Below are 16,742 nucleotides of genomic sequence, written 5' to 3' on the forward strand. Positions count from 1 at the left end.
GGTGGCTCCATGCGGGTGCACTCGGCGAGCGCGCCACCCTCGGAGGACCTGGTCCGTTGGCAGCGCGCGGCGCGGGCCCTCGGGCTCGTCTCGACCGTCGTCCTGCTGGTGGGCCTGCTCGGCGACCTGGCCGATCCGGTCGTCCTGTGCCTGACGCTCGTCCCGGTCGCACTCTGGCTCCTCGAGCTGTTCGCCCCGCCGAGGTCACCACGCGTCGAGGGAGCACTGCTGCTCGTCGTCGGAGCGGGAGGCGGCCTGCTCAACGCTCGCGCGTTCGACTCCTCGGGGTTCCTCCTCGCGTTCTTCGCCGCGGCGGCACTGGGCATCCGCCTCCCGCCGCGCGAGGCGCTGCCCTGGCTCGTCGGCGTCCTGGTGGTGCTGGACCTCGGCTCCGCAGCCGTCTCCCCGCACGTGCTGACCTCGATCACCTCCAACAGCCTCGGCGTCGGCTTCACCTTCGCGGTCGGGGCCGCCACCCGGACCGCGCGGCTCGAGCGCGCCCGGTCCGAGCAGCTGCTGGCCGAGCTCGAGGTCGCCCGTGTCCACGAGGCCGAGGGCGCCGCCCTGGCGGAGCGGGCTCGTCTCGCGCGAGAGCTGCACGACGTGCTGGCCCACGCCCTGTCGGGCCAGGTGATGTCGCTCGAGGCTGCTCGCGTGCTCGCGGAGAGCACCCAGGCGGATCCACGCGTGGTCGAGGGGGTCACCCGTGCGTCGAGACTGGCACGCAGCGGCCTCGCCGAGGCGCGGGGGGCGATCGCTGCTCTGCGCGGGGACGCCCTCCCCGGTCCTGACCGCCTCCCCGAGCTGGTCGAGCAGGCCGCCTCGGCGTACGGCCTGCGGGCGAGCCTCGCCGTCCGAGGTGAGCCGCGCGCCGTCACCGCCCAGGCCAGCCTGGCGATCTACCGCACCGCCCAGGAGTCCCTCACCAACTCCGCGAAGCACGGCGGCGTGGGCGTGTGCGCGACGCTGCTCCTGGAGTGGCGGCCGGACACGGTCGTGCTCACCGCCACCGACGTACGACGCCCGGGAACCGCCCCCGTCCACACCGAGCACGACGGCGGACACGGGCTCACCGGTCTGCGCGAGCGGGCCGAGCTCGCAGGAGGCTCCCTCGAGGCCGGCCCGACGAACGACGGGTTCGTGGTCAGGCTGGAGCTGCCGACGTGAGCGGCACGGTCCGCGTGCTGGTCGTCGACGACCAGCGCATCGTGCGAGAAGGCCTGGAGACCCTGCTCGGGCTCCTGCCCGACATCGTCGTGGCCGGGAGCGCGGGCGACGGCGAGGAGGCCGTGGAGCTCACGGCCACGCTCGAGCCCGACCTGGTGCTGATGGACCTCAACATGCCGAGGATGGACGGCATCGAGGCCACCGCGCGCATCACCGCTGCGCATCCCCATGTCGCCGTCGTCGTGCTGACCACCTACTCCGACGACGAGCGGGTCTTCGCAGCGTTGCGCGCCGGTGCCCGGGGCTACCTCACCAAGGACGCCGGCGCCGACGAGATCCACCACGCGATCACCTCTGCCGCTGCCGGGGCTGCCCACCTCGACGCCGAGGTCCAGCGGATGCTCCTCGAGGCCCTCCGCTCGGGTCGCGCCTTCGGCGTCCCGACCCCGACCGGGCTCACGCCCGAGGAGCTCACGGCCCGGGAGGCGGACGTGGTGCGCCTGATCGCGCTGGGCCGGTCCAACAGCGAGATCGCCGACGAGCTCGTGGTGTCGTTGTCGACGGTGAAGACGCACATCAACCACGTCTTCAGCAAGACCGGCCTGCGCGACCGCGCGCAGCTCGTGGGCTACGCCTACCGCGCCGGCCTCGTCGAGCTGTCCGACTGACCCGGGTCCGCCGCCACCGGCGGAGGTCGGGACATCTGCAGGACGACCTCGGGACACCTGTATCTGGTCGACGGGACAGTCCTCCTCGCACTCTGAGGGCATCGAGAGGCGAGGAGGGGCCATGAGGTTCGACGGGAAGCGCGAGGTGTCGGCGACGCGGGACGCGGTGTGGCGGACGCTGCACGACGCGGAGGTCCTGCGTGAGCTCGTGACCGGGTGCGAGTCGCTGACCCCGCGGGGCGCCGGGACGTACGCCGCGACGATGGCCGCGCGCGTCGGTCCGGTCGCCGACCGCTACCGGGGCACCTTCACCATCGAGGACCAGGTCGCCGGCGAGGAGCTGCTCGTGCGGGTCGACGCCAAGGGCCGCTGCGGCCGCATCGACCTCGTGCTGCGGGTGCGTCTCACCGACGGCCCGCGGGGCACGACCGTCCTGACCTACGTCGCCGACGCCCGGGTCGGGGGCCTCGTCTCGCGGGTCTCGGGGGCCGCGCTCCGGGTCTTCGGCAACCACTTCACCGGCTGCTTCTTCCGCGGTCTCGACCGCGTGGTCCCTGCCCGGACCCTGGTGCCGGCCTGACGAGCGTGGGGCGCGCGGCCGCGGACCGAACTCAGAGGTCGCGAGCCAGCGAGATCAGCCGGTCGAGGATGCGTTCCCCGTCGGTGCGCAACCCGTTGTGGAGGTACTCGTTGGTCAGCCACGGCCGCATCGAGGGGACCAGTGCCGCGGTCTCCTCGGAGAAGCCGCGCAGCACGTAGGGGTCGTCGGCGTAGATGATCGCCGCACACGGCACGTCGACCCGCGCGAGCACGTCCGCGTCGTACAGCCGGGGCCACTCGTGCTCGGCGAGCAGCGCCGCGACCTCGCGGTAGGGCCGCAGCAGCGGGTCGTCCTCGAAGTGCCAGGGGAAGAGGTGCTCCCCGGTGAGCAGCAGCGAGTCGCCGGCGAAGTCGTCGGGCAGCACGCGGTCGGCCGACCACCGCGTCGCTCCCCCGTCCGCGCAGCACGACTCGTGCAGCACGGCATAGATGGGGTTGCGCGCCCCGAACGCCAGCAGCGCCGCCGCGTCGTGGGAGAAAGCGGCGGAGGTCGGGTCGTGCTCGAGCAGGTGGTGGAGCGTCTCGGCTCCTCCGTCCATGCCGAACGGATGGCCGATCGTGCGCATCAGCCGCCGGGAGATCGGGTTGCCGTGCGGGTCGCGCACCGCTCCCTCGTCGCACAGCTCGAGCAGTCGCCGGAGCCTCGAACGGTCCTGGGGGAACCGGCGGTGGTAGCGCTCGTTGAGGACCCGCATCGCGTCGAGCGTCCCGGCGTAGATCTCGTCGGCCGGTCGACCCACCGGAGGCAGCCCACCGGTGAAGAAGACCTCGCGCAGGCTGTCCGGCGCCACGCTGAGGTAGTGCAGCGCGCAGAAGCCGCCGAAGGACTGGCCCAGCACGCTCCACCGCTGCGCCCCGAGGTGCTCCCGGAACCGCTCCGCGTCCTGCACGATCGCATCGGCCCGGAAGTGCCTCAGGCGCTCGGCGTCGGCGGCAGGGTCGGGACCCGGGGCGTCGTACGGGGTGGAGAGGCCGGTGCCGCGCTGGTCGAGCATCAGCACGCGGAAGTCCTTCAGCGCCCGACCGAGCCACGCGGGCCCCGAGCGGGCGCTCTCCGGTCGCGGCGCCTCGTGACCCGGACCGCCCTGCAGGAAGACCAGGAACGGCCGGTCGCGACCGTCCGGCGCCGCGACCTCCCTGGCGAAGACCTCGATCGTCTCGCCGCCCTCCTCACCGTGGACCAGGGGGACGGTCAGCCGGTGCTCGATCGTGACAAGGCCGGGGAGCTTGGTCTCGGTGGTCATGCGTCGGAGCCTAGATGGGTGGCAGCCGCCATACCCCGGGCCGACGAGCCCACGAAGACTTGACCCCATGGTCGGCGTGGTGGAGGTGGCAGTCTCGGTCGGGATCCTGTGCGCTGCCCTGGGCTTCACCATCGGGTTGGCGATCGGCTGCGGTCGCCAGCCGCGGTGGGAGGAACGAGGGAGCCTGACCCACAAGGTTTCCATCGGGTACGCCGACCTGGACCGGCTCGACGCCGTCCTCCTCCGCTTCGAGGTCGAGGACGACTCCCGTCTCGCCGGGGTGGAGGTCGACGAGCTGCGCCTGCCCGTCGGCTCCGCCGTCTCCCTGGTCACGCGCGGCCGGCGCGTGTTCGTGCCAAGTGGCAGGACCGTGCTGCGCAGCGGCGACCGCGTGCTCGCCGTGACCGCGCGTGACCAGGTGGGGCAGGTCGAGGACCGGCTCAGGGCGGTGAGCCGGTCCGGTCGCCTGGCCCGGTGGTACGACGAGGAGGGCGAGCTGGTCGGGGCACGGGGCCGGACCGCGTGATCCTGACGTCGGCCGCCGTCTCGATCTTTCTCGTCAGCTACGCCTTCATCGCCACAGAGCGGGTCCACCGGGTGGCCGGTGCGCTCGGTGGCGTCGCCGCGATGACCGTGATCGGGCTGGTCGATGCGGAGACCGCGTTCTTCGACCCGCACACCGGCATCGACTGGAACGTCGTCTTCCTGCTGTTCGGGATGATGGTGATCGTCGGCGTGCTCAAGCAGACCGGGCTGTTCGAGTTCCTCGCCCTGTGGGCCGCGCAACGGTCGGGCGGCCAGCCCTACAAGCTGCTCGTGCTCCTGGTTCTTGTCACCGCGACTGTTTCTCCGATCCTCGACAACGTCACCTGCGTGCTCCTCGTCGCCCCGGTGACCCTCTCGGTCTGCCGGCGGCTCGGGACCTCCCCCGCGCCGTACCTCATCTCGCTGATCCTGGCTGCCAACATCGGCGGCACCGCGACCCTCATCGGCGACCCGCCCAACATCATCATCGGCAGCCGCGCGGGGCTCACCTTCGACGACTTCCTCGTCCACTCGCTCCCGCTCACGGTGATCCTGCTGGGGTTCTTCCTGCTGCTGGCGCGGCTGCTGTTCCGTCATGACCTCCAGGCGCCGGTCTCTGTCGAGGCGCTCGCGGACCTCCGCCCGGCCGAGGCGATCACCAACGTCCGGATGCTCGTGCGCTGCCTCGTGGTGCTCGGCCTCGTGATGGTGGCCTTCAGCCTCCACACCATGCTGCACCTCGATCCCTCGGTGGTCGCGATGATGGGTGCCGGTGCGACCGTCGTGGTCTCGCGCACGACGCCCGAGGAGTTCCTCGAGGAGGTCGAGTGGGGCACCCTCGCCTTCTTCATGGCGCTCTTCGTGCTCGTCGGGTCCCTGGTCGAGGTCGGCATCATCGGGGCCGTCGGCGAGTGGGCTGCCGACGCCATGGGGCAGCGCGAGCTGCTCGCCGCGACCGTCCTGCTGTTCGGCTCCGGCGTGGTCGGCGCCTTCGTCGACAACATCCCCTACTCGACGGCGACCGCCCCGATCGTCGAGGACATGGTGGCGGCGACCTCGTCCTCGGGTGCCGACAGCCCCCTGTGGTGGGCCTTCGTCTTCGGCGCCGACCTGGGCGGCAACGCGACCGCGGTCGCCGCCGGCGCCAACGTGGTGGTCCTCGGCATCGCCGCCAAGGCCGGGTCCCCGATCAGCTTCTGGGGCTTCACGAAGTACGGCGTCGTCGTCACCGCGGCCACGCTCGTCGTGGCGTGGGGGTACGTCTACCTCCGCTACTTCGTGCTCGCCTGACGGTCGTGCGCTCTCCGCCCGCCGTGGTTCAGGTTCGGGATACCCAGCCGTCAGACTCTGCCGATGGTCGCTCGCGAAGAAAGGTTCGGCGGATCGGGTCCGAGTTCGGCGGATGCCGACATCCGACCACGGACAACCGGTGTCCGGATCCGCCGAACAGTGCACGAATCCGCCACACATCGGCGGGCCGTGCCCATCATCCGTGAGAACGGGAAACGACTGATCCCCGATCCGCTGGGCGACTGGGTACGGATCGGACCCCGCAGCGAGGCCCGAGTCGCACCCAACCTCATGCCCGACCATGCCGCTGTCGGGGCGGAACTCGTCGACGGCCCCATCGCTGGAGCTGTGTGCCCTGGTCGATGCGCGAGGTTCTCTCGTAGCCTGCGGGTATGGCGTCGTCGGAGCATCGGACCGCGTGTGAGGCCGTGGGGAAGTATCACGAGGCCCAGCTCGGGGCGCTGTTGGCGCATGTGGAGGAAGCGCTGCGCCGGTTTAGGTCCGGTGAGCTCGATGCTTTCGAGGTCGATCAAGAGCTGTTCCAGTACAGCCGTGCCGCAAAGGAACTGTGGAAGTTTTGCACGTTGAACAACGCGGTCGACACGGCTCACTGGATCACCGAGAGGCCGCCGAGTGACTGGTGGAAGCGGGGATCGTTTCGTCGCCGGCGATGAACACCAGCTGCGGGCTGACTCAGGTCCCGGCCGCCATGAATGCCGCTAGGACGTAGTTCGCGTGGCGGTCCAGGTTGTTGCGGGCACGGTCGTACCGCATGGTCGTGCGGGGGTCGGCGTGGCGTGCGGCGATCTGGACGTCCCGCAGATCCACGCCAGCGTCGAGTATTGAATCGCCCCGGGTCTGATGGAGGCTCTCAATCCATGGAGGATGAGAGTCATGGCAGCACCGAAGAAGTACCCCGACGAGTTGCGTGAGCGGGCGACTCGGATGGCGGTGGAGCTCCGGGCGAATCCGGAGACGAAGGTCGGCGCGATCGCGCGTGTGGCCGAGCAGCTGGGGATCCACCGGGAGACGTTAGGGGCCTGGGTCCGGCGGGCCGAGATCGACGGCGGCGCCCGGCCCGGCACGACGACCAGTGATGCGCAGCGGCTGGCCGAGCTCGAGCGGGAGAACCGCGAGCTGCGGCGCGCGAACCACATCTTGAAGACGGCCTCGGCTTTCTTCGCGGCGGAGCTCGACCGCCCCACCAGCAGGTAGTGGCCTACATCGACGCCCATCGCCACGACGTGGTCGAGGGGCGCGAGGTCGGGGTCGAGCCGATCTGCGCGGTGCTGAAGGACGCCGGCATGCAGATCGCCCCGAGCAGCTACTACGCCGCCAAGACCCGGCCACCCTCAGCACGTGCGGTGCGCGACGCAGAGCTGGTCACTGACATCAAGGTCGCCCACAAGGCGAACCTCGGTGTCTACGGTGCGCGGAAGATCCACGCCGAGCTCAACCGCGAAGGCGTCAAGGTTGCCCGGTGCACCGTCGAGCGGCTGATGAGAGCTGAGGGTCTGCGTGGGATCCCGCGGGAGAAGACCTGCAAGACCACGATCGGCGACGGTGCGGAGACGGAACGGCCCGAGGACCTGGTCAAGCGCAAGTTCATCGCCACGGCCCCGAACCAGCTGTGGGTGGCGGACCTGACCTACGTCCGCACACGCCGGGTGGACCTACGTCGCGTTCGTGCTCGACGTCTTCTCCAGGATGATCGTCGGCTGGCAGGTGTCGACCAGCCTGCGCACCGACCTGGCGCTCGACGCCCTCGACATGGGGCTCTGGGCCCGGCAACGGACCGGGCAGGACCTCACCGGCCTGATCCACCACAGCGACAGAGGCGTGCAGTATCGAGCGATCCGCTACACCGAGCGACTGGCCGAAGCCGACGCCGTCGCCTCGGTCGGCAGCCGCGGCGATTCGTATGACAACGCGATGGCTGAGGCACTCAACTCGCTGTTCAAGGCCGAGTGCATCCGCAACCCGGTGATGCGACCCAAGGGCGGATGGAAGTCCGTCAGCGACGTCGAGATCGCCGTCGCCGAGTACGTCGACTGGTTCAACCACAGGCGCCTGCACGGCGAGATCGGCCTCGTCCCACCCCGCGGAGTTCGAGGCCAACCACTGGGCGACCCACGCCACCGAGCACTACCGTGAGAACCCGGTCCTCATCGAGGTCGGATCCAACTAACCGAGCCTCCACGAAACCCGGGGCGATTCAGTCCCTTGTACTGCGCGAGGTATGCCGCTGCAGCGCGCCAGGTCCGGTCCTGACCGGGAACGATGAGAGAGGGAATGAGGACTGCATTCATCTGATGAGTCCCGCACCGCCACCCCCTACAGTCAACCGGCCCGAGTGGCACGGGGCTACGCCATGCAGTCGCGACTCCGCCCTCCACGCGGCATGGTCGGGCTCCGCCCCGACAGCGGCATGGTCGGGCTCCGCCCCGACAGCGGCATGAGCGGACGGAACGACGGACCTGTGCCTCTCCCTCGTGAGAGTGTCTGCTCATGTCGGAGCGGCAAGGCACATGGGCGCAGTGGCAGGCCGTGGCTGTCTCGGGTCTGCTCGTCGTGTTCATCCTGGGAGCCGGTGCCGAGGCCGGCTTGAAGCTATCCGACTGGCTGGGCATCCCTGCGGTCATTGGGTGGGGAGTCGGACTCGTCGGCGCATACCTGCTGTCGCGGCTCATGGTCAGTTGGGTCCTTGCCCACACCGTTTACCGCGACGAGCACAAGTAGCGACCGCACCGCGGCATGGTCGGGCTCCGCCCCGACAGCGGCATGGTCGGGCTGTCGTCCCGACAGCGGCATGGTCGGGCTGTCGTCCCGACAGCGGCATGAGCGGTCGGAACTGCGAACCGGGGCACACTCCCTCGTGAGAGTGTCTGCTCATGTCGGAGCCGCAAGGTACGTGGGCGCAGTGGCAGGCCGTGGCTGTCTCGGGTCTGCTCGTCGTCGTCTTCCTGGGAGCCGGTGCCGGGGCCGGCTTGAAGCTGTCGGACTGGCTGGGCGTCCCGGGGGTCTTCGGGTGGGGCGTCGGCCTCGTGGCCGCTTACCTGCTGTCGCGGCTGATGGTCAGTTGGGTTCTGGCCCGCACCGTTTACCGCGACGAGGACAAGTAGCGACGCTCAGCCCGACCGCAGCGCGGCATGGTCGGGCTGTCGTCCCGACAGCGGCATGAGCGCGCTCTTCGGACCCCTGGACGGCAGCCGGTTTAGACTCCGAGACATGCGGACGACGGGCTCTCGAACCGCGGCCTATCTGGTAGTCGGACTGGTCGTCTCCCTCCCCGTGTGGTTCTTGGCGACGCTCATCCTTGGATTGCCGGGCGGATGGGCCGTACTTGTCGTGGGCTGGGCCACGGGCCTCGTCTGGCTCGCGAAGAAGCGCCAGGACGATCCCGGCTGGGATGCTCGCTTGCCCTAGCTTCGCTCCGCACATCGGCATGACCTCGCCCTCAACGCGGCATGGTCGGGCATGAGGTTGGGTGCGACTCGGGCCTCGCTGCGGGGTCCGATCCGTACCCAGTCGCCCAGCGGATCGGGGATCAGTCGTTTCCCGTTCTCACGGATGATGGGCACGGCCCGCCGATGTGTGGCGGATCCGTGCACTGTTCGGCGGATCCGGACACCGGTTGTCCGTGGTCGGATGTCGGCATCCGCCGAACTCGGACCCGATCCGCCGAACCTTTCTTCGCGAGCGACCATCGGCATGATCGAGCGCCTGCTGGGCTCGGGTCAGCCGGTGAGGTCGAGGTCGAGGTCGAGGGTGAGGGGCTCTTCGGGGAAGTAGAGCTCGATGCCGTCGCCTGCGGCGAACATCTGCCTGGCGTGGTCGGGGTCGAGGGGTCGGGTGCCGCGATGGTCGACCAGGAACGTCAGCCCGTGCGGTGTTGCCCAGACGTAGCGGCCGTGGCCGCACTGGCGTGACCGGTAGCCGGCGTGGGTCTTCCATCTGTGGTGTCGGCGGCCCAACGGGCCGGAGTTGTGGTTGCCGGTCTGCGGTGGATCTTCCGGTGGGGCCCCGGGCCGGTAGGGCGTGGGATGGTCGTAGTCCACCCGGCGACTCACCGAGGCCGCGTAGGGCCAGTAGTCGCCGCCGGTGACCAGGTGGACCCGCGCCTTGAGCGACTCCGGGTGCTCATAAGCGGTGGTCCGGACCCGGTCGGACAGATCGATCACCGGCGTGACCACCACGGTGCGACCCGCCAGCAGCATCTGCAGCTGGGACAGGGTGTGCGGACCGAGACCCTCGACCCGAGCCACACCCTCCCCGCTCAGCAGACCCGCTTCGTGCAGGTGGACGTAGAGCACCGACTGCGGGGCGATCCGCGCCGCGATGGCAGGGTCACGCAACAGCTCCAGCACCTCGGCCGGCAGAGCAAGCGCACTGGCGAGGTCCTCGGGGTCGGTGTCGACCGCGTCTCGCAGGAGCAGAGCGAACAGCTCACCCAGCCGCCCGAAGTAGCCCATCGCCATCGACCGCCGCTCATCCAGGCTCGCGTCGGGGTGGCTGACCAGGAGGATCTTTGCGACCCGCGCCAGCACCGCGTCCACACCGGCCGCGTCAGCAGCAGTCACACGGGCCACGACCATGCGCAGCTCGTCCTCATCGGACTGACCGACCGCGGCGAACCTCCGCTCGCGGGCTTGCTCGGCCTTCTCCTCCGCACGCGCGGGGTCGGCCTCGACGATCTTGGCGTCGGCGACGTCCAGGGTGCGGCTGATGGCCTCGGTCGCGATCATCCGCGCCACCGCCTGGTCAACGATCCACATCCGGTCCACCGGGAGCTTGCGGGACCGCGAGGCCACCAGCCGGGCCACCCACAGGTCGCAGTCCCCGGCCTGGCACACCGCCCACGTCGCCGGCATCCGGTGCTGCAGGTCCAGCCCGTCGGCGATCGCCGCACGCGTGGAGTTCACGTGCCTGCCGAGCGCGGCCGCGATCTCGCCCAGGCAGAAGTCCTGCACCCCAGGGGTGCCCTCACCTCCGAGCTGACGCAGCACCTTGCCGATCCGCCGCGCATGGTCCCGCTCCCGCGGCTCCAGCCCGTCCAACGGATCCGTGCCGTGCATCGCTGCCCACTGCAGCAGCACCTCCAGCTCGTCGACCTCAGCCAACCGCCGCGCCCGCACGCGGTCCGTCGCGGCAGCGAGCACCACTGCAGCAGGCAGGTCGCGGAGGTCGGTAGTCATGGCCCCATCCTACCTTGGCCCGACTACATTCGCACGTATGTTCGCAGGTCTGTGGACAGCGTGCCGGCAGACCGATGCCCAGCGTCGCTCTACCCCCGAGGTCGCCAGGGCTCGTCCTGGTGGGAGAGCCACACCAGCACGGGGTCCAGCGCGCGGATCAACCGCTGGCCCTCGGTGCGCGGCTGGTCGAGCTCCTCCGGGAAGACGGCTGTGTCGCCGGCGATGACCACCGGACGACCGTCGACCTCGACCACGACCACCTGCGATCCAGGGGTGTGGCCGGGGGCCGGGACGAGCCGGAGGCCGGGGAGCAGCTCGAGCTCCCCGTCGACGGGGACGTACTCCATGCCGGGAGCGTCGACCCACTCGAGGATGGTGTAGTTCCCGGCCCGCGCGTCGTCGAGCTCGCGCTGCTGGACGTACGTCGGGGTGCCGGCGAAGCGGTGGTTGCCGCCGCAGTGGTCGAAGTGCAGGTGCGTGTTGACCACGAGGTCGACTCCCGCCAGCAGCGCGTCGGCCTCGGGGCCGAGCGGCACCAGCTGGGGGTCCATGTCCTCCACCAGCGGGTGCACCGCCGTCAGACCGGTGTCGACCAGGACGCGAGCCTCGGGGTGGTCGACGACGTGCACGTAGACCGGCATCGGCGAGCCCTCGGGGTTGAGGTGGGCCACGAGGATCGAGGTGATGGTGGGCGTCTGGTCCGGGGCGGGAGCGTGGCGCATGGGCACAGCCTGGCGGACCGATCGGTCCGACAGGAAGGTCCAATCCAGACGTCGTTGAGTGGACCACTTCTCGGGTCCAGCCCGTAACCTCACGCCATGTCCATCGACAGCGGGGTCGTGGCAGCCCTCGCGATCGCGGTCGACCGCTCCGCCGAGACGCCCCTGGGGCACCAGGTCCAGGAAGCGCTGCGGGACGCCATGAGGTCCGGGGTGCTGGCGCCCGGCGAGCGGCTGCCGTCGACCCGCGTGCTGGCGGACCAGCTGGGGGTGTCCAGGGGCCTGGTGGTGTCGGCCTTCGAGCAGCTGGCCGCCGAGGGGTACGTCGTGTCGACCACCGGCTCCGGCACCCGGGTGGCCGCTGCCCTGGCCGGCCACGGCGACCGAGCACCGTTCGCGGCCGCGGAGGTGGACCGAGAGCAGCCTCCGCGGATCGACCTCGGGTACGGCGTGCCCGACCTGGGGGCGTTCCCCATGCGCGACTGGCTGTGGGCGCTGGGCGACGCCGCACGGACGATGCCGACCGCCGACCTCGGAGACGGCACCGTGGCCGGCGACCCCCACCTCCGCGCGGTGCTGGCGCTGCGCCACCGGCGGGTGCGCGCGGGGTGCACCGACCCGGCGGGCACGCTCGTGGTGGGCGGGTTCCGCCAGGGCCTCACCCTCGTCCTCGACGCCCTCGCCGGCCACGGGATCGAGCGGATCGGGCTGGAGGACCCCGGCCCGCGCGACCACGACCGGATCGCACGACGGGCAGGCCTGCGCGTCTCGGCCGTGGCCGTCGACGCCGACGGGCTGCGCGTCGATCGGTTGCGCGAGAGCGGTGCCCGCGCGGTGCTGCTCACCCCGGCCCACCAGTGCCCGACCGGTGCGGTGCTGAGCCCGGGTCGTCGTCAGGAGCTCGTGGAGTGGGCCCACGACGTCGACGGGGTGATCCTCGAGGACGACTACGACGCCGAGTTCCGCGCTCCGCATCGGCTGGGTCTTCGCGCCACCGCCCCTGCGCGACGCGATCCTGACCGAGGCGGAGCTGCGGACCCGCGGGGTCCCGCAGCTGGACCAGGCCGCCCTCGCACGCCTGATGGAGTCCGGTCGCTTCGACCGGCACCTGCGACGGGCCCGCGACCACTACCGCCGGCGCCGGGACGAGCTCGTCACCACCGTGGACGAGTGCATGCCGCCCGGCGTCAGGATCACCGGGCTCGAGGCCGGGCACCACCTCATGCTCCGGCTGCCGGCCGGCGTCGAGGAGGAGCTGGTCGTCGCGGGCGCGCGCATCGCCGGCGTCGCCGTACGAGGCCTCGGCGACTACCGGGTCACGTCCGACGACGGTCCCGCGCCTGACCGAGAGGGAGCCGCCCTGGTGATCGGCTACGGCAACGTCACCGGCAGCCTGCTCCGCGAGGGTGTCCGCATCCTCGGCGAGGTGGTCGGGCAGGCGCGGGAGACCTGAGTCAGACCACCGCGCCGGAGTCCTCCCGGCTGCCGTCCCGCACCGTCTTGACCGGGCGGGAGCGAGGCATCGGCCAGCGCCGGTTGAGCACGACCAGCAGCGGCGTCGCGGTGAACACCGAGGAGTAGGTGCCGACCACCAGCCCGAGCAGCAGCGCCAGCGCGAAGTCGTGCAGGGAGTCGCCGCCCAGCACCGCCAGCGCGGCGAGGATGAACATCGCGCCGAGGCCCGTGTTGATCGTCCGCGGGACGGTGTCGAGGACGGCGGTGTTCGCCACCGAGGCGAGGGACCCCTTGTCCCCGCCCCACCAGCGCTCACGGATGCGGTCGAACACCACGACGGTGTCGTTGACCGAGAGGCCGATGATCGTGAGGAGGGCTGCGAGGAACACGCCGTCGATCGGCTTGCCCAGCCAGGCGAAGACGCCCAGCACGATCAGCACGTCGTGCACCATCGCCACGACCGCCGAGAGGCCGAAGGCGCGGTTGAAGCGGAACGCCAGGTAGAGCAGCTGCGCGCCGATCGCGACCCCGAGGGCGATGAGCGCCTGGTTGCGCAGGGTCGGGCCCATGCTGGCGCCGATCAGCTCGTCGCGGACCTTGGTGACGTCTCCCCCGGCCGCACCCGACAGGGCGTCCCGGATGCGCGAGACCTCGCGGTCGTCGATGACGCCCGTGCGCACGGAGATCTCGTCGTCACCCGACGACTGCACGACCGCGTTGGCCTGCCCGACCGAGGCCACCGCGTCCCGGGCGTCGTCGACCGAGAGCCCGCGCACGTCGGAGTACTCCGTGATCCGCCCGCCGGTGAACTCGACCGCCAGGTTGAGCCCGTTGACCGCGATGCCGGCGAGGGCGACCACGGACGCCGCCGCCGAGATCCCCAGCCAGACCCGGCCTCGCCCGACGAGGTCAGGATCCCTGCGACGCAGCCAGGTGCGCACCGGCCCCAGCGAGCTGAAGCCCGTCGCCGCCGGACGCCGCTGCAGCCAGCGCCACCGGGAGGCGAGCTCCACCAGCGAGCGCGCGATCACCAGGGCCGAGACCATCGAGGCCAGCACACCGATGGTCAGCGTGATGCCGAAGCCCTTGACCGGCCCCGCGGCGAGGAAGAACAGCAGCCCGGCCGCGAGCAGCGTCGTCACGTTGGAGTCGATGAGCGCGGTCCAGGCGCGCTCGAACCCGGTCGTGGCGATCCGCGCGAGCGGCAGGCGCGGGTTGTCGGCGTACTCCTCCCGCGAGCGCTCGAAGGTGAGCACGTTGGCGTCGATCGCCATGCCGATGGCGAGCACGAAGCCGGCAAGCCCGGGCAGGGTCAGCGTCGCACCGAGCGCGACGAGGAGCGCGTAGGACAGCAGGGCGTAGCAGGCCAGCGCGATCGTCGCGAGCAGCCCGGCCAGCCGGTAGACGATGGTGATGAACAGCCCGGTCAGGATGATGCCGATGACGGCCGCCTGGAACGACGCCTCGATCGCCGCCTTGCCGAGCGTCGGCCCGACCGTGCGCTGCTCGGCGATCTCGACCGGCACCGGCAGGGCGCCGCCCTCGATCAGCAGAGCCAGCTCCTTGGCCTCCTCGATCGTGAAGCTGCCGGTGATCTGGGTCGACCCGCCCGGCATCCCGGCGCCGCACTGGATCTCCTGCACGACCTGCGGCGAGGAGATGACCTCGCCGTCGAGGACGATCGCCACCCGCCGCGCGGGGTCACCCGGAGCAGCGCAGGCGGCGTCGGCGGTCAGGGAGCGCCAGTTCTCCTTGCCCTCGCCCCGGAAGTCGACGGTGACGTACCACCCCGACCCCTGCTCGGGGTCGTTCCCGGCGTCGGCGCCGGCGATCTGGTCGCCGATGACGGCGGGCTTGCCGAGCTTGATCGGCTGACCGGTCTCGTCGACCTGCGTCGAGCCGGTGGGGTCGGAGGCCACCGGGTGGAACGCGAGCTGCGCTGTCTTGCCGATCGTGTCAGCGGCCTCGGTCGGGTCCTGGACCCCGGGCAGCTCGACGATGATCCGGTTGTCGCCCGAGCGCACCAGCGTCGGCTCGGCGACGCCGAGGGCGTCCACCCGCCCACGCAGCACCTCGAGCGTGCGGTCGGTCGCGGCCTTGTCGGCCTTGCGCTGCTCGGTGTCGCGCGTCTCGAGCACGAACTGGGTGCCACCCGACAGGTCGAGTCCCAGCCGGGGCGAGCTGTCCCAGGCCACCACCGCGGCGGTCGCCACCATCGCGATCGAGGCCAGCAGCCGGAAGAGCGCGGCGCGGGTCACGGCTCGATCAGCCCCGCTCGCACGGCGTAGCGGGTCAGCTCGGTGCGGTCGCGCATCCCCAGCTTGGACAGCACGTTGGCGCGGTGCCGCTCGACGGTGCGCGGGCTGATCACCAGGATCCGCGCGATCTCCCGGGAGGAGTAGCCCTCCGCGATCAGCTTCACGACCTCGTCCTCCCTGTCCGTCAGGACCCCTCGTGGCATCCTCTCGCCTCGCTCCATCCGCTCGAGGAAGTCGCGGACCAGCGCGCCGGCCACCCCGGCGTAGAGGAACGACTCCCCGCGCGCGGCGGCGCGCACCGCGGAGACGAGGTCCTCGTCAGCCGCGGACTTGAGCACGTAGCCGCACGCGCCGGCCTTGAGGGCGGAGAAGAAGTACTGCTCGTTGTCGTGCATCGACAGCATCAGCGTCTGTACGCCGGGTGCGCGGCGCTTGATGTCGCGCGCGGCCTGCAGCCCGGTGGCCCGCGGCATGGAGATGTCGAGGACGGCGAGGTCGGGCTCGAGCGAGCGGGCCAGCTCGACCGCCTCGTTGCCGTCGGAGGCCTCCCCCACCACGACCAGGTCCGGCTCGGCCTCGAGGATGCGGCGCACTCCGGCACGCACCAGTGCATGGTCGTCGGCCAGGAGGATGCGGATGCTCACGCCGCCGCCCCCGGTGCATCGAGGGGTACGTCGAGCAGCACCTCGGTGCCTCCACCCTCGTTGGCGCCCACCGACAGCCGCCCCCCGACCATCTGCGCCCGCTCCTGCATGCCCTGGACGCCTGCGCCCACCGGAGCCCCGCCGATCCCGACCCCGTCGTCAGCGACCCTCAGGACGAGCGCGTCGCCGCGACGGGTCAGACCGAGGTGCACGCGCTCGGCGCGGGCGTGACGGGCGACGTTGGTCAGCGCCTCCTGGGCGACGCGGTAGACGACCAGCTCGGTCTCGGGCGCCAGCGACGGCAGCCCCGGCCCGAACCCGCGGGTCACCACCACCCCTGTGCGCGCGGTCAGGTCGCTGGCCAGGCTGGAGAGCGAGTCGACCAGCCCGAGGTCGGCGAGCACCCCGGGGCGCAGGGCTTGCGAGATCCGGCGTACCTCCTCCAGGCTGGCGCGGGTGGTCTCGCGCGCCTGCTCGAGCTCCTCCACGACCTCCGGCGGTGCGGTGCGGATCGCCTGCTTGAGGCCGAGCAGCACGGCGGTCAGGCTCTGGCCGACCTCGTCGTGCAGCTCCTGCGAGATCCGCTGCCGCTCGGCCTCCTGCGCGTGCAGGGCGCGAGCCGTGCTGACGCTGCGCTCGACCTCGAGCCGGTCGAGCATCGCGTTGAACGACCGCACCAGCGGCTGCGCCGGGCCCGACCCGACCTCGTCGAGCCGCTGCCCCGGGTGTCGCGGGTCGATCGAGGCCATCGCCGAGGTCAGTCGGTCCATCGGGCGCAACAGGGAGCGCAGCAGCAGGGCGTTGAGCACGACGATGACGGCCGCGCCGACGGACACGACCACGACCTCCGACCACAACGGGCGCTCCGACACCGTGACCGGCGCGAGCACCAGCACGAGCGTGCCGAGCAGGAAGACCACGGCGTTGGTCACGCAGACGCGCCAGAACAGCGATCCCGCCCGCTCACGCACCATCTC

The 16,742-nt window shown here is 71.3% G+C and carries 16 protein-coding genes and 2 pseudogenes; 11 read left to right on the plus strand and 7 right to left on the minus strand.

The window, feature by feature from the left end:
- The first annotated feature begins 9 nt into the window (after positions 1-9).
- The 3 genes from J2S63_RS00990 to J2S63_RS01000 all read left to right on the plus strand — a co-directional run bounded on the left by J2S63_RS00990 (position 10) and on the right by J2S63_RS01000 (position 2,415).
- The gene (locus J2S63_RS00990; protein ID WP_310297420.1) at positions 10-1,167 is read left to right on the plus strand and encodes a sensor histidine kinase; all 1,158 of its coding nucleotides are present in this window, start codon (positions 10-12) and stop codon (positions 1,165-1,167) included.
- Positions 1,164-1,835 (plus strand): response regulator, encoded by a 672-nt coding sequence (locus J2S63_RS00995; RefSeq protein WP_310297422.1) that lies wholly within the window; start codon positions 1,164-1,166, stop codon positions 1,833-1,835. Before J2S63_RS00990 ends, J2S63_RS00995 begins: the two co-directional genes overlap by 4 nt.
- Before the next feature lie 121 nt (positions 1,836-1,956).
- Positions 1,957-2,415 carry an SRPBCC domain-containing protein gene (locus J2S63_RS01000; RefSeq protein ID WP_310297424.1) on the plus strand — a complete coding sequence of 153 codons (459 nt, stop codon included), beginning with the start codon at positions 1,957-1,959 and terminating at the stop codon, positions 2,413-2,415.
- A gap of 31 nt (positions 2,416-2,446) precedes the next feature.
- On the opposite strand, the gene J2S63_RS01005 is transcribed toward J2S63_RS01000, so the two are convergent.
- The gene (locus J2S63_RS01005; RefSeq protein ID WP_310297426.1) at positions 2,447-3,679 is read right to left on the minus strand and encodes an alpha/beta fold hydrolase; all 1,233 of its coding nucleotides are present in this window, start codon (positions 3,677-3,679) and stop codon (positions 2,447-2,449) included.
- 67 nt (positions 3,680-3,746) lie between these two features.
- Here J2S63_RS01005 and J2S63_RS01010 point away from each other — a divergent pair, with 67 nt between their 5' ends.
- From J2S63_RS01010 to J2S63_RS01020, 3 genes are all read left to right on the plus strand, one after another.
- Positions 3,747-4,205, plus strand: a complete 459-nt coding sequence (locus J2S63_RS01010) for a TrkA C-terminal domain-containing protein (protein WP_310297428.1) — start codon at positions 3,747-3,749, stop codon at positions 4,203-4,205.
- Positions 4,202-5,494, plus strand: a complete 1,293-nt coding sequence (locus J2S63_RS01015) for an ArsB/NhaD family transporter (protein WP_310297431.1) — start codon at positions 4,202-4,204, stop codon at positions 5,492-5,494. Before J2S63_RS01010 ends, J2S63_RS01015 begins: the two co-directional genes overlap by 4 nt.
- Before the next feature lie 392 nt (positions 5,495-5,886).
- A complete protein-coding gene (locus J2S63_RS01020) occupies positions 5,887-6,168 on the plus strand; it encodes a hypothetical protein (RefSeq protein ID WP_310297434.1) in 282 nt (93 codons plus the stop codon).
- Between the two features lie 19 nt (positions 6,169-6,187).
- Here J2S63_RS01020 and J2S63_RS01025 read toward each other — a convergent pair whose 3' ends face one another.
- Positions 6,188-6,322, minus strand: coding sequence for a hypothetical protein (locus tag J2S63_RS01025; RefSeq protein WP_310297437.1), 135 nt, complete (start codon positions 6,320-6,322; stop codon positions 6,188-6,190).
- Between the two features lie 66 nt (positions 6,323-6,388).
- On the opposite strand from J2S63_RS01025, the pseudogene J2S63_RS01030 reads away from it, so the two are divergent.
- The 3 genes and pseudogenes from J2S63_RS01030 (at position 6,389) to J2S63_RS01040 (ending at position 8,616) form a co-directional block, all read left to right on the plus strand.
- Positions 6,389-7,682: pseudogene (locus J2S63_RS01030) on the plus strand (IS3 family transposase).
- Positions 7,683-8,002: 320 nt separating this feature from the next.
- Positions 8,003-8,233 carry a hypothetical protein gene (locus tag J2S63_RS01035; protein ID WP_310297440.1) on the plus strand — a complete coding sequence of 77 codons (231 nt, stop codon included), beginning with the start codon at positions 8,003-8,005 and terminating at the stop codon, positions 8,231-8,233.
- A 152-nt stretch (positions 8,234-8,385) separates the two neighbouring features.
- Positions 8,386-8,616, plus strand: coding sequence for a hypothetical protein (locus J2S63_RS01040; RefSeq protein WP_310297443.1), 231 nt, complete (start codon positions 8,386-8,388; stop codon positions 8,614-8,616).
- A 615-nt stretch (positions 8,617-9,231) separates the two neighbouring features.
- Here the strand turns inward: J2S63_RS01040 and J2S63_RS01045 are convergent.
- The gene (locus J2S63_RS01045; RefSeq protein WP_310297445.1) at positions 9,232-10,689 is read right to left on the minus strand and encodes a DUF222 domain-containing protein; all 1,458 of its coding nucleotides are present in this window, start codon (positions 10,687-10,689) and stop codon (positions 9,232-9,234) included.
- An 89-nt stretch (positions 10,690-10,778) separates the two neighbouring features.
- The gene (locus tag J2S63_RS01050) at positions 10,779-11,411 is read right to left on the minus strand and encodes an MBL fold metallo-hydrolase (RefSeq protein ID WP_310297449.1); all 633 of its coding nucleotides are present in this window, start codon (positions 11,409-11,411) and stop codon (positions 10,779-10,781) included.
- A 198-nt stretch (positions 11,412-11,609) separates the two neighbouring features.
- Here J2S63_RS01050 and J2S63_RS21250 point away from each other — a divergent pair.
- Positions 11,610-11,705 (plus strand): annotated as a pseudogene (locus J2S63_RS21250) (GntR family transcriptional regulator); the annotation flags it as partial.
- A 784-nt stretch (positions 11,706-12,489) separates the two neighbouring features.
- Positions 12,490-12,861: an aminotransferase-like domain-containing protein gene (locus J2S63_RS01060; protein WP_310297455.1), complete on the plus strand. Its 372-nt coding sequence runs from the start codon at positions 12,490-12,492 to the stop codon at positions 12,859-12,861.
- A gap of 1 nt (position 12,862) precedes the next feature.
- On the opposite strand, the gene secD is transcribed toward J2S63_RS01060, so the two are convergent.
- Genes secD through J2S63_RS01075 form a run of 3 tightly spaced genes read right to left on the minus strand, consistent with a single transcriptional unit; the run spans position 12,863 to position 16,739 of the window.
- A complete protein-coding gene (secD, locus tag J2S63_RS01065) occupies positions 12,863-15,121 on the minus strand; it encodes a protein translocase subunit SecD (RefSeq protein WP_310297457.1) in 2,259 nt (752 codons plus the stop codon).
- On the minus strand, positions 15,118-15,765 hold the full coding sequence (locus J2S63_RS01070; RefSeq protein WP_310297460.1) for a response regulator: 648 nt from the start codon (positions 15,763-15,765) through the stop codon (positions 15,118-15,120). The genes secD and J2S63_RS01070 overlap by 4 nt, the downstream gene beginning before the upstream one ends.
- Entirely contained in the window at positions 15,762-16,739 is a 978-nt protein-coding gene (locus J2S63_RS01075) for a HAMP domain-containing sensor histidine kinase (RefSeq protein ID WP_310297464.1), read from the minus strand. Before J2S63_RS01075 ends, J2S63_RS01070 begins: the two co-directional genes overlap by 4 nt.
- Positions 16,740-16,742 lie beyond the last annotated feature (3 nt).

The organism is Nocardioides marmoribigeumensis (assembly GCF_031458325.1).
Classification (GTDB): domain Bacteria; phylum Actinomycetota; class Actinomycetes; order Propionibacteriales; family Nocardioidaceae; genus Marmoricola_A; species Marmoricola_A marmoribigeumensis.

Excerpts from the sequence above, each read along its gene's own strand:
- J2S63_RS00990 (WP_310297420.1), top strand. The coding sequence starts at position 10 with ATGCGGGTGCACTCGGCGAGCGCGCCACCCTCGGAGGACCTGGTCCGT.
- J2S63_RS01000 (WP_310297424.1), top strand. The coding sequence starts at position 1,957 with ATGAGGTTCGACGGGAAGCGCGAGGTGTCGGCGACGCGGGACGCGGTG.
- J2S63_RS01005 (WP_310297426.1), bottom strand. The coding sequence starts at position 3,679 with ATGACCACCGAGACCAAGCTCCCCGGCCTTGTCACGATCGAGCACCGG.
- J2S63_RS01010 (WP_310297428.1), top strand. The coding sequence starts at position 3,747 with ATGGTCGGCGTGGTGGAGGTGGCAGTCTCGGTCGGGATCCTGTGCGCT.
- J2S63_RS01020 (WP_310297434.1), top strand. The coding sequence starts at position 5,887 with ATGGCGTCGTCGGAGCATCGGACCGCGTGTGAGGCCGTGGGGAAGTAT.
- J2S63_RS01035 (WP_310297440.1), top strand. The coding sequence starts at position 8,003 with ATGTCGGAGCGGCAAGGCACATGGGCGCAGTGGCAGGCCGTGGCTGTC.
- J2S63_RS01040 (WP_310297443.1), top strand. The coding sequence starts at position 8,386 with ATGTCGGAGCCGCAAGGTACGTGGGCGCAGTGGCAGGCCGTGGCTGTC.
- J2S63_RS01045 (WP_310297445.1), bottom strand. The coding sequence starts at position 10,689 with ATGACTACCGACCTCCGCGACCTGCCTGCTGCAGTGGTGCTCGCTGCC.
- J2S63_RS01050 (WP_310297449.1), bottom strand. The coding sequence starts at position 11,411 with ATGCGCCACGCTCCCGCCCCGGACCAGACGCCCACCATCACCTCGATC.
- J2S63_RS01060 (WP_310297455.1), top strand. The coding sequence starts at position 12,490 with ATGGAGTCCGGTCGCTTCGACCGGCACCTGCGACGGGCCCGCGACCAC.
- J2S63_RS01075 (WP_310297464.1), bottom strand. The coding sequence starts at position 16,739 with ATGGTGCGTGAGCGGGCGGGATCGCTGTTCTGGCGCGTCTGCGTGACC.